We start from the raw sequence: 15429 nt of genomic DNA on the forward strand, positions 1-15429 counted from the left end.
CCAGTGACATATGCGCTTGGAACAATCCGGGTCGACAGGACGGGCCCGCCTCCACGGAGCGGGCCGAGGCAGACCCAAGGAGTGTCGAGATGGATATCGCGCGGTTCAGCTCCCCGGTTCGCGGCCGGAATGGCCAGCAGGGCTTCACCCTCATCGAGATCATGGTGGTGGTGGTGATCCTCGGCATCCTCGCCGCCATGGTGGTGCCCAAGGTGCTCGACCGCCCCGACCAGGCCCGTGCCACCGCCGCTCGCCAGGACATCGCCGGGCTGATGCAGGCGCTCAAGCTCTACCGCCTCGACCAGGGCCGCTACCCGAGCCAGAACGAAGGCCTGAAGGTGCTGGTGGAACGCCCGGCGAACGCCACCTCGAGCAACTGGCGCTCCTACCTCGAGCGCCTGCCCAACGACCCCTGGGGCCGCCCCTACAACTACCTCAACCCCGGCGCCAACGGCGAGGTGGACATCTTCTCCCTGGGGGCCGACGGCCAGCCCGAGGGCGAGGGCGTCAATGCCGACATCGGCTCCTGGCAGCTGTAGGCCGCGCCGTGCATCCCCTGGCCAGACAGCGCGGCATGGCGGTGATCAGCGCCTTGCTGATCGCGACCGTCGTGGCGGTCATCGCCGCCGGCATGATCGCCCGCCAGGCGCGCATCACCCGCGCCGTGGAGAGCGAGCAGCAGCGCCTGCAGGGCGCCTGGGCCGCGCGAGGTGCCCTGGAGTGGAGCCGCCAGCGGCTCTGGGAGGAGCGCCTGCGCGAGCCGGCCACCCGTCTCGACCAGGCCTGGGCACAGCCGCTGCGCAACCTGAACCTGGGCGAGGGTGCCGCCTTCGAGGGCGCGATCATCGACGAACAGGGCCGCTTCAACCTGCGCAACCTGGTGCAGGACGACCAGCTCGACCCGCTGGAGATGGCCACCTTCGAACGCCTCTGCGCGCTGCTCGGCGTGCCGCCGGAAGCGGCCTCGCGCATCGCCCGCCGGGTGATCGACGGCTATGCCTATCGCCGCCAGCCGCCCCGCAGCGAGCCGGCCGGCGGCAGCGGTTTCGACAGCGGCCGGCTGACCTCGCCCGAGGCGGAGGATCGCGCCATCGAAGCCAGACGCCCCATGCTGCGCCGCCTGGAGGACCTCGCCGGGCTGCCCGGCGTACCCGCCGACGTGCTGCAGCGCCTGGCGCCCTTCGTCACGCTGCTGCCCATGCCCACCTGGGTCAACGGCAACACCACCTCCGCCGAGGTGATCGCCGCGCGGGTGCCCGGCCTCGGCCTGGAGCGCGCCCGCGCCCTGGTCGCCGAGCGCGACCGCGGGCTGTGGTTCATCAACAGCGGTGACGTGCTCAACCGCCTGCGCATGCCCGACCTGACCACCGAGCGGGTGCGCATCGGCATCACCAGCGAATGGTTCCTGGTGCGCGGGCTGGCCCGCGCCGGAGAGCGTCGCATCCCGGTGGAGGCCCTGCTGCTGCGTGCCGAGGAGAGCCAGCCGCGCATCGTCTGGTCGCGGGTGGGCGCATGAACGCGTCGCTGCGGATCGCCCTGCCACCCCTGGCCGGCCTGGGGCCCGACAGCCAGGTGGAACATGCCTGGCTGGATCGCCAGGGCCACCTGGCCAGCGAGGGGCGGGCCAGCCTCGCCGAACTCGGCCGCCAGGCCCGTGGCAAGGCCGTGGAGCTGACCCTGCACCCGGACGACAGCCTGCTGGCCAGCCTCGAACTGCCGCCGCTGCCCGCCGCGCGCCTGGGCGATGCGGTGCGCTGTGCGGCCGATGGCCTGGTGCTCGGGGGCTGCGACGCGCTGCACCTGGTGCACGGCCCGCGCCAGGCAGACGGCCGGGTGCAACTGGCCTGGCTGGAGCGCGAGCGCCTGCAACGCCTGCTGCAGTGCCTGCGCCAGTGCGCGCTGGAGCCCCGTGGCCTGTATGGCGCGCCGTTCTTCCTGGGCGTCGACGCCGGAGCCGCCTGCGCGCAGCTGCGTGACGGCCAGTTGCTGGTGCGTGAGAGCGTTCAGGGCGCCTGGGTGCACCCCCTGCCCGAGGACTGTGCGCCGCGCCTGCTGGAGAGCGGCGAGGCACCGCACTGGCCTGGCGATGTCCCCGAGGGCCTGCCGGGCGAGGCGGTCGGCGCCAGCCGCCGCTGGACCGGCCCGCTGCCCGCCTGCAACCTGCTGCAGGGGCTGGCGGGCCCCGTCCGGGGGCCGCGACGCTGGGGTCGGGCACTGGCCTGTTGCGCCCTGGCCGTTGGCGTCTGGACCCTCGGGCTCAACCTGCACGCCACCCAGATGGCCCACCAGGGGCAGGCGCTCAAGCAGCAGATGGCGCAGCGGGTGAAACAGGTCTTCCCGCAGTTGCCCGTGGTGCTCAATCCCCTGCAGCAAGCCCGCCAGCAACGCGACGCGCGCCTGGCCGGCGGCAGCCAGGATGGGCCCGGTCGCTTCGCCGCCATGGTGCAGCAGGCCGTGGTCGCCATGCCGTTCGCCCTGGGCACCCTCGAATCCCTCGACTACGACGGCGAGACCCTGCGCCTGGTGCCCCGTGCCGGGGCCCGCAAGCCCCCGGTGGACCCGGCCTGGCAGGCGAGCCTGGCCCAGGCCGGGTTGCAGGCGGCCATCGGCGCGGATGGCTGGAGCCTGAAGCCGCTGCCACCGGGCGACGCCCCCAGCGGCGAGGCCGGCCGCGATGAATGAGCGCCTGCAACGCCTGCTCAGTGCCTGGCACCCGCAGAGGGCCCAGGCCCGCCAGCGCTGGCAGCGGCTGGGCCCGCGCGACCGGCGCATCCTGCGCCTGGCGGCCATCGCGCTGCCGCCGATGCTGCTGTGGTTCGCCCTGATCGAACCGCCCCTGGCGCGCATCGAGCACTGGCAGGCCGAGTTGCCGCGCCTGCGTGCCCAGGCACAGACCCTCGAGGCGGTGCTGGCCGAGGTGCAGGGGCCGGCGGCCCTGGCGCCGGGCGCATCGCTGGAATCGCTGTTGCGCCAGGGGCTGGATGGCAACGGCCTGGCCGGCCACTACCAACTGCACGTGGACGGCCCGCACTGGCAGCTGGAACTGCAAGGCGCCCCGGCGCAAGGGGTGATGGACTGGCTGCTGGGCGTGACCCCGAGCCTGCCGCTGGAGCTGCGCCAGGTGCGGCTGCGGCGCGACGGCGGGACAGAAAGCGAACGGACGGACGCCCGGCTTTCCGGCGTCGTCGGCATGGAACAGGCGCCAGGCGCTAAGGAATCCTCATGAAGCGGTTCGATGGACAAGGGCTGCGGCGACCGCTGCGGCATGGGGCGGCGATTTCCCTCGCGGCGGTGCTCGCCGCCTGCAGCCAGTCCGGCGGCACGCCGCCGCCGCTGCCGATCCCTGCCGCCAGCGAGCTGGGCCGGCCCATGGCGCGGGTGGGGCAGGGTGACGCCCTGGTGGAACGCGAGCGCACCCAGGCCCAGGCCGAGCGCCAGCAGCAGGTGGCGCGGGCGCAGCGCGCGCAACAGGCCGCCCGGCACCCCGGCACGCCGCCCCGGGACACCCGCGCCACCGGGCTGGGCGAGCAGCCGGTGCAGCTGAACTTCGTCGAGGCCGACATCCCCGCCGTGTTGCGTGCGCTGTCGCGCGCCACCGGCCGGCAGTTCCTCGCCGACCCCCGGGTCAAGGGCCAGCTGACCCTGGTCTCCGAGGGCGAGGTGCCGGCCCGTACCGCCTACGACATGCTCCTGGCGGCGCTGCGCATGCAGGGCTTCTCGGTGGTGGAGGTGGGCGGCGTCAGCCAGGTGGTGCCGGAGGCGGACGCAAAGCTGCTCGGCGGCCCGGTCAGCGCCGCCGACCGTCCGGCGGGCAATGGCATGGTCACCCGCACCTACCGCCTGCAGTACGAGAACGCGGTGAACCTGATCCCGGTGCTGCGCCCCATCGTCTCGCCGAACAACCCGATCAACGCCTACCCGGGCAACAACACGGTGGTGGTCACCGACTACGCGGAGAACCTCGAGCGGGTCGCGGCGATCATCGCCAACATCGACGTGCCCGGCTCCATCGACACCGACGTGGTGCCGGTGCAGAACGGCATCGCCACCGACATCGCCGCGATGGTCGCCGAGCTGATGGAGAGCCCGGGCAACGACGCCACGCAGAAGGTCGCGGTGATCGGCGACCCGCGCTCCAACAGCATCATCCTGCGTACCGGCAGCCCCGAACGCAGCGAGCTGGCCCGCCAACTGATCGCCAAGCTCGACAGCGCCCAGGGCAACCCCAGCAACCTGCACGTGGTGTACCTGCGCAACGCCCAGGCCAACAAGCTGGCCCAGGCACTGCGCGGCCTGCTCACCGGCGAGGGCGAGGGCGCCGGGCAGGGCGACGGCAGCCGCGCGCAGCTCAATGGCGGTAACCTCGGCGGCAGCGCGCAGAACACCACCGGCAGCGGCGCCAGCTCCGGCACCTCCACCAGTGGCAACGGGCAGGCCGGCAGCTCCGGTGGCTACGGGCAGTCGGGCGGCGGCCTGCTGTCGGCGGCCAAGGGGCAGGGCGGCCAGGAGGGCGCGGTGGCCTTCTCCGCCAATGGCGTCACCGTGCAGGCCGATACCACCACCAACACCCTGCTGATCTCCGCGCCGGACCCGCTGTACCGCAACCTGCGCGAGGTCATCGACCTGCTCGACCAGCGCCGCGCGCAGGTGGTGATCGAGAGCCTGATCGTCGAGGTCAGCGAGGACGACACCAGCGAATTCGGCATCCAGTGGCAGGCCGGCAACCTGGCCGGCAACGGCTGGATCGGCGGCGCCAACCTCGGCGGCGCGGGCCTCAACACCGCCGCCAAGAACAGCATCGACGTGCTGCCGGGCGGCCTCAGCATCGGCAAGGTCTCCGGTGGCGTGGACATCCCCGGCATCGGCCGCGTGCTCGACCTCAAGGTCCTGGCCCGCGCGCTGAAGAGCAAGGGCGGTACCAACGTGCTGTCCACGCCCAACCTGCTGACCCTGGACAACGAGGCGGCGAGCATCTTCGTCGGCCAGACCATTCCCTTCGTCAGCGGCAACTACGTCACCAACGGCGGCGGCACCAGCAACAACCCGTTCCAGACCATCGAACGCGAGGAAGTGGGCCTGCGCCTCAACGTGCGGCCGCAGATATCCGAGGGCGGCACGGTGAAGCTGGACATCTACCAGGAAGTCAGCAGCGTCGACGAGCGCGCCGACAACGAGGCCGGAACCGTGACCAACAAGCGTGCCATCGACACCAGCATCCTCCTCGACGACGGGCAGATCATGGTGCTCGGCGGGCTGCTGCAGGACAGCTTCGTGCAGAGCAGCGACGCGGTGCCCGGGCTGGGCAGCCTGCCCGGCATCGGCGCGCTGTTCCGCAGCGACCGCCGCGCACGGACCAAGACCAACCTGATGGTGTTCCTGCGGCCCTACATCATTCGCGACGACGGCGTGGGGCGCAGCATCACCCTCAACCGCTACGACTTCATCCGCCGTGCCCAGGGCGCGTTGCAGCCCGAGCGCAAGTGGCCCCTCAGCGACATGCAGGCGCCGCAATTGCCGCCGGCCGAACAGGCCATGCCGCCGGAGCCGGCCGCGCCGCTGCCGGCCCCGCAGCCCCGGCCCATGCGCGCCGTGCCGTTGCGCCCGGGCGAGCGGCCATGAGCGCGCTGCCCTACGCCTGGGCCCGCGCCCAGCGCCTGCTGCTGCAGGGCGAGGGGGAGGCGGCGGTGCTGCTGGTGAGCCCCAGCACCCCCGGCTGGGCCATCGGCGAGGTGCGCCGCCGGCATGGCGCGACGCCGATCCAGCGGGTCACCGAGGCCGAGCTGGAGGCCCTGCTGGCCAGCGCCTACGCCGATACCGGCAGCGCCGCGGCCGTGGTCGGCGCCGCCGAGAGCGAGGTGGACCTGGACCGCCTGCTGCAGGACATGCCCGAGGTCACCGACCTGCTGGACACGGAGGACGGCGCACCGGTGATCCGCATGATCAATGCCCTGCTGACCCAGGCCGCGCGGGACGAGGCCAGCGACATCCACATCGAACCCTTCGAGACCCATTCGGTGGTGCGCTACCGGGTGGACGGCGCGCTGCGCGACGTGGTCGCCCCGCGCAAGGCGCTGCACGCGGCGCTGGTGTCGCGGATCAAGATCATGGCGCAGCTGGACATCGCCGAGAAACGCCTGCCGCAGGACGGCCGCATCGCCCTGCGGGTGGCCGGGCGGCCCATCGACGTGCGCGTCTCCACCGTGCCCACCGGCCATGGCGAGCGGGTGGTGATGCGCCTGCTGGACAAGCAGGCCGGGCGCCTGCGCCTGGAGACCCTGGGCATGGCGCCGACGCTGCTGGAGCGGCTCGACCGGCTGATCCGCCAGCCCCACGGCATCGTGCTCGTCACCGGGCCCACCGGCAGCGGCAAGACCACCACCCTCTACGCCGCCCTGGCGCGGCTGGACGCCGCCACCAGCAACATCCTCACGGTGGAGGACCCGGTGGAATACGACCTGCCGGGCATCAGCCAGATCCAGGTCAACGCGCGCATCGACATGAGCTTCGCCCTGGCCCTGCGCGCCATCCTGCGCCAGGACCCGGACATCATCATGATCGGCGAGATCCGCGACCTGGAGACGGCGCAGATCGCCGTGCAGGCCTCCCTCACCGGCCACCTGGTGCTGGCCACGCTGCACACCAACGACGCCGTCTCCGCCGTCACCCGCCTCACCGACATGGGTGTCGAGCCCTTCCTGCTGGCCTCCAGCATGCTCGGCGTGCTCGCCCAGCGCCTGGTGCGCCGCCTGTGCAGCCAGTGCCGCGAGCCCGACCCGGCCTTTCCCGGGCAGTGGCGCGCGGTGGGCTGCGCCGCCTGCAACCACACCGGCTACAGCGGCCGTACCGGCATCCACGAACTCTTCGTGATCGACGACGACATCCGCCGCCTGATCCACCAGGGCGAGGCCGAGCAGCGCCTGCGCGAGGCCGCCCGCGCCGCCGGCATGGCCAGCATGCGCGAGGACGGCGAGCGCTGGGTGCGGGACGGCTTCACCACGCCCGAGGAAATCCTCCGCGTGACGAGGGACGCCTGATGAACCGCTACCGTTTCGAAGCCGCCGACGCCAGCGGCCGCATCGAGAGCGGCACCCTGGAGGCCGACAGCCCGCGCGGTGCCATGGGGCTCTTGCGCAGCCGTGGCCTGACGCCCCTGGAGCTGGCCGAGGAGGAGGGCAGTGGCAGCGCCGCTGGCGGCCTGTTCGTGCCGCGCCTGTCCGATGGCGACCTGGCCTGGGCCACCCGCCAGCTGGCCAGCCTGCTGGCGGCGGGGCTGCCCCTGGAGTCGGCGCTATCGGCCACTGTCGAGCAGGCCGAGCGCCGCCACATCGCCGAGACCCTGGGCGCGGTCCGCACCGACGTGCGCAGCGGCATGCGCCTGGCCGAAGCCCTGGCGGCGCGCCCGCGCGACTTCCCCGACATCTACCGCGCGCTGATCGCCGCCGGGGAGGAGTCCGGCAACCTGGCCCAGGTGATGGAGCGCCTGGCCGACTACATCGAGGAGCGCAACAACCTGCGCGGCAAGATCCTCACCGCTTTCATCTACCCCGCGGTGGTGGGGTTGGTGTCCATCGGCATCGTCATCTTCCTCCTCGGCTTCGTCGTGCCCCAGGTGGTCAGCGCCTTCTCCCAGGCGCGCCAGGACCTGCCGGCGCTGACCCGGGTGATGCTCCAGGCCAGCGACTTCGTGCGGGCCTGGGGCGTGCTCTGCTTCGCCGGCATCGCCGGGGCCTTCTGGGGCTGGCGGCTGTACCTGCGCGACGCCGCCGCGCGCCTGGCCTGGCACGCGCGGGTGCTGCGCCTGCCGCTGCTGGGGCGCTTCGTGCTGGGGGTGAACACCGCGCGCTTCGCCTCCACCCTGGCGATCCTCGGCAGCGCCGGCGTACCGCTGCTGCGCGCCCTGGACGCCGCCCGCGAGACCCTGGCCAACGACCGCCTGGCCGCCTGCGTGGCCGACGCCACCCTCGCCGTGCGCGAAGGCATCAGCCTGGCCAGCGCGCTCAAGGCCGGCGGCGTGTTCCCGCCCATCCTCATCCACCTCATCGCCAGCGGCGAGAAGACCGGCTCCCTGCCACCCATGCTCGACCGCGCCGCGCAGACCCTGTCCCGCGACATCGAGCGCCGCGCCATGGGCATGACCGCATTGCTGGAGCCGCTGATGATCGTGGTCATGGGCGGCGTGGTGCTGACCATCGTCATGGCCGTGCTGCTGCCCATCATCGAGATCAACCAGTTGGTGCAGTAGCGAGCTGTCTGTCGAGTGGACCCCCGCGTTCGCGAGGGTGACGAGGTGAGCAGGGAGGTTTCAGTGCACCGTCATCCCCGCGTACGCGGGGACCCACTGAACAAGCCGAGCCTCGTCCCGGACATCAGATAGTTCCCGCGCGCCGATGCCCGCTTCGGAAGCTTCCCGGCCTTTCCGGGGACTGTTCCTATTTTCTGCCCCCTGGGATTTTCAGCCTACTGTCTCGCCCCCGTGTGCAGGCTCGCTATCTCGTAGGTATGTGGTTGCGGACCTTGGCTGCATTTGGGGCATACCACCGCCAGCCTCACAGGCTTCTCGGACCAATGCCGTTAGGAGCGTGCCCCTTGTTCATTCTCGATCTCTATGACGCGATGAGGGATGAGTACCGTCGCTGGCGTGACGGACCCTCGGTGCCTTCGACTATCTCAGTGGACTCGGTGCCTCCTGCACCGGCCCCGACGGCAGAACCTCCGCCGCCAAGCGACTTGCCGGCGGTGAAGAACTGGAGCCACCCCTTTGGCGATACCTCGTCCGTCTTCCAGCAACTGGCCACGCTGGCCAAGGCACAGTCGGGCTACTTTCCGCTGGGTCGCAATGGCCTGTGGCATGGCGGGGTGCATTTCGATTCCGGCACGGCGGGCCCTCAAGGCCAGAGCTTCGTGCGTTGCCTGGCCGATGGTGAGGTGATCGCCTATCGCATTCCCGAGCAAACGCCTAAGACCAGGTTCTTCCCGGCACCAGGCGTGACGATCGAGGCGCCCTTCGCCACGGGCTTCGTGTTGGTTCGCCACCGTCTGGAGGCCCCGAAGATCGAAGGCGTCGCCGACGCGCCTCCCAGCCTGATCTTCTACAGCCTGTACATGCACCTTGCTGACTGGGCGAGCTACCTGGCGGACCCCGACAAGCCACGCCCGGCGTTCTGGCCGGAGTCGGACCAGTACCGGGTGAAGACGGATACGGACCCCAGCCCCGTCCGTGCTGGCGAAAAAGGCCTCAACCTCAGGCACGCTCCGACTCAGGGCAAGACCATCGGCTTTCTGCCGCAAGGTGCTGTCATCACCGTCAGCGGTGAGGGCGCCTATCGCAAAGTCGAGGGCATCAAGGGGCCGGTGAAACTGCAAAACCCGGACGGCACCTTGCAGGGCTATGTCGGCTTCAGTGCATTGCTGGACCTGGGCGGTGGAGCTTATCGGGTCAATACGACCCGTGATGCGCTGCGGGTGCGACCCACACCGGACACCTCGCGCAGCAAGATCTTCGAATTGCCCCGCGGTACGGAATCACCATCAGTGGAGAAGGCGACTTCCGCAAACTGGAAAGCGTCGTCCAGTACGTGCAACTTGCTTCGCTGGAGGGTGAGCGCGTGCCCGAACATGGGAAAGTCGTGGTGCTGGACAGGCCCCGCCCGATCAAGGCCGGCGACCTTATCGGGCACCTCGGCCCCTACCAGGAGAGCAACGAGGAGGCCCCTCAAGAGCGATTGCACCTGGAAGTCTTCGCCAGCGAAAACGTGGAGGCCTTCTTCGCTCGGAGCCGCCAATGGGCAGATCAAATGCCCGCAACAGCCAGAACATGGCTGAAGCTGGAGAAGGGCACGAAGGTTGTCATCCACCAACCAGGCCACTGCCACTCGGCTCCGCCGACCCTTGGCGACCCCCATGTTGCGAGCGGTGCGAAGTTGTTGATCCCGCGTACCGAACTGGACGGCCTATCGGCAGATAGAAAGATCGCCATACCCGCCACTGAGACTTCCAAGGCCAGGAACTGGTATCGCCTGGATGACCTGTTGATCGACGCAGCGGGCAAGGACATCCCCATGGGGTGGATCTGCGATGAAGTCGGTGTAACGCCCTGGGTCAACCCCTGGTCGTGGGACGGCTATGAAGTCATCTACAACGACGACCCGCCACAGAACGCCCTGGCCCACTTCCTGTTGAACATGGGCGATTATTTTGATGGCAAGGAAATGGAGCAGTGGAAGCCCCTGGCCGATGCATCGGACAGAGGGCCGGTAAGAGAGCGGCTCTTCGAAATCATCGATGAAAATCGTGATGGGAAGATCACCACTGCCGAGATTCAGAAGGCGCTCAAGACTCCCGCCTACGCCCAGTCCATTTCTCAATTGGTCATTCACTACGAAAGTGAGTGGTTTTATCAACAACGGAAGTGGGATGCACTGGATAAGGTACTCGGGCATACGGGGTCGACGCCCATCTTGAACTGGGTGGCTGAGAAGGAGCGTATTAAGGAGTTGAGTTGGTGGGAGGAGGATTTTGCTGATGGCCAGATATCTAGTAATGGAATGGTATATCACCTTAATGCAGCGGGATTAGTGGGGTGGGCAGATCATAAGCCTTGTGCATGCAATAGAGAAATTACAGAAGCAGAAATCATACAGATAATTTCAAGATCTCAGTTATCTAGTGGGATGTTTCAGTCGTCAATGTACCCCACAATTCGGGGTATAGGAGTTGAAGAGTTCTTGAGAATGCTAAACGGGGCGATGGGGAGATTTGGGATTAATGAATGTTTGGATAAGGCGTTTTTTATAGCCAATCTTGCAGTTGAGTCTGATTATTTTAGGACTACCGAGGAATATAAAAATAGAGATGGAACTATCCCTTCTGGTTGGCATGGCTATCGGGGTGGTCATGACTACCACGGAAGAGGCCTAATACAGCTGACACATATAGAAAATTATAGATCGTATTTTGAAAGTGAAGGGCTGCCGAGCTCAACTTCAGTTGTGGAAGTGGCATCTAATCCACGTTTGGTGACAGGATCGGCAGGGTGGTACTGGCGAAATGGTTCTGCTTGGGGAGATCTAAGCAAGCCCTCATCTATGAATGATTTCTTAAAAACTATAATTGGAGTAAATGGGGGGTTCAATCATGCCGCTGAGAGAGAGGGATATGTGCTTGGTTTGATTGAAAGGCTAAGCGTAGGGTCATGCTCCACTCATGGCTTTAGTAAATATGGGAAATATAAATTTTCGGAGAGCTCACTTGCGAGAAGCAGGAACGGTAAGGATATTTGGGAGAAATATTTCGGTGATAGTGATGAGATTTTTAGGGTGTAGGTGGTGTTCTATCTGTTTGGCTGTTTTGATTTGCTGTTCGGCGAGAGGGGAGGGATTTAAGGAGTATGAGGCGAATTTTTACAGCCCCGATAAGAAGCTAAGGGTGAGAGAGAGAGGTGGTGATTACTATTTGTTGAGTGGCAATAAGTGGGAGCCGATTAAGTCTGCTGATACATTTGGCGGAGAGGCCAGTCCGGTAATATTCATGGATGCTAATGGAGATGGATATACGGATGTTTTTTTGAAAATTTATGATGGGAGGGTGGAGGGTTTTTATAGTCTTTTTCTACTGAGGCCGGTGGCTGGAAATATTTTGTTTAGTGAGCAAAAGCCCATTTTTGGTAATCCTAGGGCTGATCGTCACGGATTTAGTAGTTTTGAGCATAGTGGTCCATTTGTCAGGGTTGAGCAGTATAAATTTCTTGATGGGAATATATATAAACACCTGGAGCGAGAGCCGCTAAGTGCGGATGTCGAAAGGGTGACTTTGTATGATGCTTCCGGTGAAGTTGTTTCGGTATCTATTCGGTTGCTCGGCACTGAAGAATTGGCATGTGCGAGGGCTGCTTTAGCCAAGGTTTTTTTCTATGTGGAGCCGACAGAGGAAAGAAAAACTCAGATGTATCTGGCTAAAGATGATCTCGCCAGAGTTATTGATGTAAGTCCTGATCGAGAATGGTTAAAGGTCAATTATGCCAAATTCAGCGCTATTACCGGATGGCTGCGATCTAATCAGACGGTTGTTGAGGGGGGAGCGTGCAAAAATATAAATTGATGGCGTGTATGTCGAGAAAGGTGCTGCTCGATACTCGGTTTGAGTGTTTTTGCGCTGTTGTGCCGGGTTGTTCGAGTTTGAGTTGATGGCGGGCTTGCTTGCGATCCATCAGGCATGACTAAATGCCATGCGGGAACTGTACCCCTCTACCAATTGGCGGGTCTCGGGAGTGCAGAAATGTGGTGGGTCCAATTGCCGATTATGGCTGACTGCCCAAGAGCCTCTAGTGAGATTAGAGGCGCTCACTCAGTTCTCCTTGGTGTTAGGAAAATTCCATTACTAAATTAGGATAACGCCAGGTCCAATTTCGGCGTATTCCATATATTTCCTGTTCTGGATATGGCCTAGAGTCTCTCTTCGTAAGTTTCGGAGTGAGAGCGAATAGTTAGTCGAGTTGGCGCATGGTATGTGAGTCGGCTCGTGGTAGATGCCTTATTTGCTATTTCTTGAGCATTACATCGGCTTTGTTTGCTATCGCGTCATGGTGGCTCTGTGTAAGCAGTGATCATCAGGAAGTGAATGCGATGCTTTAATTAACAGCAAGAAGGAAATGTCGAAGTGAATACCAATCAGGTAAGTATTGCTGCGCTTACGCTCGTGTTGTTGGGTTGCTCAGGCGGGCCTTATCAACATGCCACAGCCTCTACTCAGCATGCAGCCGCTGCCTCGGGACATGCCGCCTCCGCAGCGACTCACGGGGCGGTGGCTTCAGGCCAAGTCGTCACGGGTGCTGTGGCCTTGCCGTTGAAAGCTGTAGGCGCCGTTGGAAAGGCAGCAGACAAAGCCGGCGATACCCTGCTGGACGCTACTGGTGATTCCAAACCTTTGCACGTGTCTGACGAGACAGTTTCAGCAGGCCCTGCGCCGAAGGCAGAGTAGGAGAATTCAATGTTTAAAAATATTCTTTGCCTTTCCTGGCATTAGTACTCCCATATATTGCCATTGCACAAGGTTTCTCTAATCAAGGTGACGCAACTGAAAATACTGACCAGTACACGGCCGAGCAACTGATTTCCTTTTCCAAGAAAGTCGAAAAAGCCTTGCTGAAAGAGGGGCTAGAGTTGCGATCGTGTCTCGGGTCGGTAGGCCGGAAAGCGAGTTGCCCGAGGGTGTCAAATATACTCATGTGGCTTTCTGGGTCTACTCGGATATCACAGCCCAAGACGGTCGGAAGCTGAAAGGGTATCAAGTTTATAATTTATATCAGCGCGAAGATCAGAAGAATGTCAGCGACTTGATAAATGATTTTCCTTTGGACTTCTATGCCGGTGTCTACTCATTGAGGTCGGGTGTGATAATTCCCAAGCCATCACTCCAGGAAAAATTACTGCAAGTAATCGATTCCTCCGATTATCGAAAATTGCATAACTCCAGCGAAAATGGATTCTGAGCGGTATCAGAATTGTACGGGGTTCACGCTGAATGTTCTTTTTAGTGCTATTTATGGCACGAGTGATCGCGCGCAGTTGACTGCAAACAAGCGAGCCTATTTCAAGCCGCAGACTATAAAGATCGGCAGCGTGAAACGGGTGTTTGGCTCTATATTTGTTCAGGACTTCTTTCCCGAGGAACATGGCGGAGAAATCAAGACGGCAACGTATTCGACCATTGCGAATTTTATGAAGGATTACGACTTGGGTAAGGAGATTTACGAGATCGAAATCTAACGTGGCGTTGGATGATTCACTGTTAAGAACGGCCCGTTTCAGGGTCGTTCTTAATTCTCACGCATCAAACACGTGCTCTGGAACTGTCCAAAGCGCCGAGCCATGGTTCTTCGACGCCCACGGGGCGGGGTTGGCTAGCTGCTTCCACTCTTTTACCGCTAACACCTGAGCTCCGCTTCACCTTCACTCGGGTTCATCCTTCCGTCATGCACCGACGGCCCGGGCCAGCAACGGCGGGAGAGGGGGGCCGGCACTCAACGGAAAACGCTCGGCAGCGCTGGCCGAGATGTCAGGAAAGTTTCGTTAACTCCCGAGAAATACTGGAAAAAATCCGTACAGGCTCCCGAGGTTTTTTCCTTTCTCTGTCACCGGAAATTGAGAGCTTCTACCTCGTGGCCAGCCCACCGACGAGCAGGGGAATGTGGCTCGGGGCCAGGCCGCAGCGTGATGCAAGAGCGAACCACTCAACGTCCAGACACGATGAAAGGAGATTCTTCATGTTCAAGCGCAATGTTCTCGCTGTTTCCATGGCCGTCGCCGGCCTGTGCTCCGCCCAGGCCATGGCTGCCGTAGTCGGTGGCGGCGCCACTCTGCCGCAGAACCTGTACAACACCGCTACCGTCCTGCCGTCGGGCTTCAACGCCTACATCGGCGTGGGCAGCGGCGCTGGCAAATCCGCCGTGCTGACCAACGATTCCACCAAGCTGGGCCTGGCTTCCGGCATCACCGTCGACTACGCCGGCAGCGATTCCATCCTGTCCGCCAGCGAGATCTCCACCTACCAGGCCGCTCACCAGTCCCCGGCCGTTCCCACCAGCAGCGCCGCCAACTGGGGCCCGCTGGTCCAGGTTCCCTCGGCCGCCACTTCGGTGACCATCCCCTACAAACTGACCCTGGCCGGTGGCGCCGCGCTGAACAACCTGGACCTGACCAGTGCTCAGCTGTGCGACATCTTCTCGGGCACCATCACCACCTGGAACCAGGTCAACGCCAGCTACCCGGCTACCGCCATCACCGTCGTCTACCGTGCCGGCAGCAGCGGTACCACGGAGATCTTCACCCGTCACCTGAACAGCCAGTGCTCGGCCAAGTTCACCACCAACAGCACCTTCACCACCGCTAACGTCGGTGCCGAGCCGGCGTCCTGGATCGCTGCCACCGGCAGTGCCAACCTGGCCAGCACCGTCGCTTCCACCGAAGGCGCCATCGGCTACGTCGGCCCGGAAGACGTCGATGCCACCAACAACGCCGTAGTGGCCAAGGTCAACGGCCTGCTGCCCACCATCGGCAACGTCACCACAGCGCTGAGCACCATCGCTCCGCCGTCCACCGCCGCTGACCGCGCCGACCCCTCCAAGTGGGTTCCGGTACTGGCCAACCCCGCCAGCGGCTACAAGATCGTGGGCTACACCAACCTGGTGTTCAGCCAGTGCTACAAGGACAGCGCCGACCGCACCGCCATCCGTGACTTCGTTGGCCGCCACTTCAACACCGATGACCTCAACAACAACGACGACGAGATCATCGCCAACAAGCTGATCCCGCTGACCGACAACTGGAAGACTGCTGTTCGCAGCACCTTCTACACCCCGACCAACTCCCTGGCCATCGGCAACACCACCGCCTGCAACGGCATCGGCCGTCCGCTCTAAGCCTCTAACCAGGC

Annotated in this window: 12 protein-coding genes and 1 pseudogene; all 13 read left to right on the plus strand. The window is 64.3% G+C overall.

Annotation, left to right across the window (positions count from 1 at the left end; genetic code table 11):
* The first annotated feature begins 89 nt into the window (after positions 1 to 89).
* Positions 90 to 539 (plus strand): type II secretion system major pseudopilin GspG, encoded by a 450-nt coding sequence (gene gspG / locus WFQ67_RS17640; RefSeq protein WP_173180200.1) that lies wholly within the window; start codon positions 90 to 92, stop codon positions 537 to 539.
* 35 nt (positions 540 to 574) lie between these two features.
* Complete coding sequence (gene gspK, locus WFQ67_RS17645; protein ID WP_213630569.1) at positions 575 to 1516, plus strand: type II secretion system minor pseudopilin GspK; 942 nt, start codon at positions 575 to 577, stop codon at positions 1514 to 1516.
* Positions 1513 to 2682, plus strand: coding sequence for a type II secretion system protein GspL (gspL, locus tag WFQ67_RS17650; protein ID WP_337057716.1), 1170 nt, complete (start codon positions 1513 to 1515; stop codon positions 2680 to 2682). The genes gspK and gspL overlap by 4 nt, the downstream gene beginning before the upstream one ends.
* On the plus strand, positions 2675 to 3226 hold the full coding sequence (gene gspM / locus WFQ67_RS17655) for a type II secretion system protein GspM (RefSeq protein WP_337057717.1): 552 nt from the start codon (positions 2675 to 2677) through the stop codon (positions 3224 to 3226). Before gspL ends, gspM begins: the two co-directional genes overlap by 8 nt.
* Positions 3223 to 5619 carry a type II secretion system secretin GspD gene (gene gspD, locus WFQ67_RS17660; RefSeq protein ID WP_337057719.1) on the plus strand — a complete coding sequence of 799 codons (2397 nt, stop codon included), beginning with the start codon at positions 3223 to 3225 and terminating at the stop codon, positions 5617 to 5619. The genes gspM and gspD overlap by 4 nt, the downstream gene beginning before the upstream one ends.
* Complete coding sequence (gene gspE, locus WFQ67_RS17665) at positions 5616 to 7034, plus strand: type II secretion system ATPase GspE (RefSeq protein WP_337057720.1); 1419 nt, start codon at positions 5616 to 5618, stop codon at positions 7032 to 7034. Before gspD ends, gspE begins: the two co-directional genes overlap by 4 nt.
* Positions 7034 to 8242: a type II secretion system inner membrane protein GspF gene (gene gspF / locus WFQ67_RS17670; RefSeq protein ID WP_337057721.1), complete on the plus strand. Its 1209-nt coding sequence runs from the start codon at positions 7034 to 7036 to the stop codon at positions 8240 to 8242. The genes gspE and gspF overlap by 1 nt, the downstream gene beginning before the upstream one ends.
* A gap of 344 nt (positions 8243 to 8586) precedes the next feature.
* Positions 8587 to 9822, plus strand: coding sequence for a hypothetical protein (locus tag WFQ67_RS17675; RefSeq protein WP_337057722.1), 1236 nt, complete (start codon positions 8587 to 8589; stop codon positions 9820 to 9822).
* Entirely contained in the window at positions 9795 to 11321 is a 1527-nt protein-coding gene (locus tag WFQ67_RS17680) for a hypothetical protein (protein WP_337057723.1), read from the plus strand. The genes WFQ67_RS17675 and WFQ67_RS17680 overlap by 28 nt, the downstream gene beginning before the upstream one ends.
* Before the next feature lie 103 nt (positions 11322 to 11424).
* Positions 11425 to 12096, plus strand: coding sequence for a hypothetical protein (locus WFQ67_RS17685; RefSeq protein ID WP_337057725.1), 672 nt, complete (start codon positions 11425 to 11427; stop codon positions 12094 to 12096).
* A 1051-nt stretch (positions 12097 to 13147) separates the two neighbouring features.
* Positions 13148 to 13486: pseudogene (locus WFQ67_RS30435) on the plus strand (DUF2145 domain-containing protein); the annotation flags it as partial.
* Positions 13476 to 13763 carry a DUF2145 domain-containing protein gene (locus WFQ67_RS30440; RefSeq protein WP_442969602.1) on the plus strand — a complete coding sequence of 96 codons (288 nt, stop codon included), beginning with the start codon at positions 13476 to 13478 and terminating at the stop codon, positions 13761 to 13763. The pseudogene WFQ67_RS30435 and the gene WFQ67_RS30440, both read left to right, overlap by 11 nt.
* Before the next feature lie 497 nt (positions 13764 to 14260).
* Positions 14261 to 15415, plus strand: coding sequence for a substrate-binding domain-containing protein (locus WFQ67_RS17690; RefSeq protein ID WP_213630305.1), 1155 nt, complete (start codon positions 14261 to 14263; stop codon positions 15413 to 15415).
* Positions 15416 to 15429: the final 14 nt, after the last annotated feature.

Source organism: Pseudomonas sp. USHLN015 (assembly GCF_037153275.1).
GTDB lineage: Bacteria > Pseudomonadota > Gammaproteobacteria > Pseudomonadales > Pseudomonadaceae > Metapseudomonas > Metapseudomonas tohonis.

Coding starts and splice junctions, on each gene's coding strand:
- gspL (WP_337057716.1), top strand. CDS start 1,513: ATGAACGCGTCGCTGCGGATCGCCCTGCCACCCCTGGCCGGCCTGGGG.
- WFQ67_RS17690 (WP_213630305.1), top strand. CDS start 14,261: ATGTTCAAGCGCAATGTTCTCGCTGTTTCCATGGCCGTCGCCGGCCTG.
- gspE (WP_337057720.1), top strand. CDS start 5,616: ATGAGCGCGCTGCCCTACGCCTGGGCCCGCGCCCAGCGCCTGCTGCTG.
- gspK (WP_213630569.1), top strand. CDS start 575: ATGGCGGTGATCAGCGCCTTGCTGATCGCGACCGTCGTGGCGGTCATC.
- gspG (WP_173180200.1), top strand. CDS start 90: ATGGATATCGCGCGGTTCAGCTCCCCGGTTCGCGGCCGGAATGGCCAG.
- WFQ67_RS30440 (WP_442969602.1), top strand. CDS start 13,476: ATGGATTCTGAGCGGTATCAGAATTGTACGGGGTTCACGCTGAATGTT.
- gspD (WP_337057719.1), top strand. CDS start 3,223: ATGAAGCGGTTCGATGGACAAGGGCTGCGGCGACCGCTGCGGCATGGG.
- gspF (WP_337057721.1), top strand. CDS start 7,034: ATGAACCGCTACCGTTTCGAAGCCGCCGACGCCAGCGGCCGCATCGAG.
- gspM (WP_337057717.1), top strand. CDS start 2,675: ATGAATGAGCGCCTGCAACGCCTGCTCAGTGCCTGGCACCCGCAGAGG.
- WFQ67_RS17680 (WP_337057723.1), top strand. CDS start 9,795: ATGCCCGCAACAGCCAGAACATGGCTGAAGCTGGAGAAGGGCACGAAG.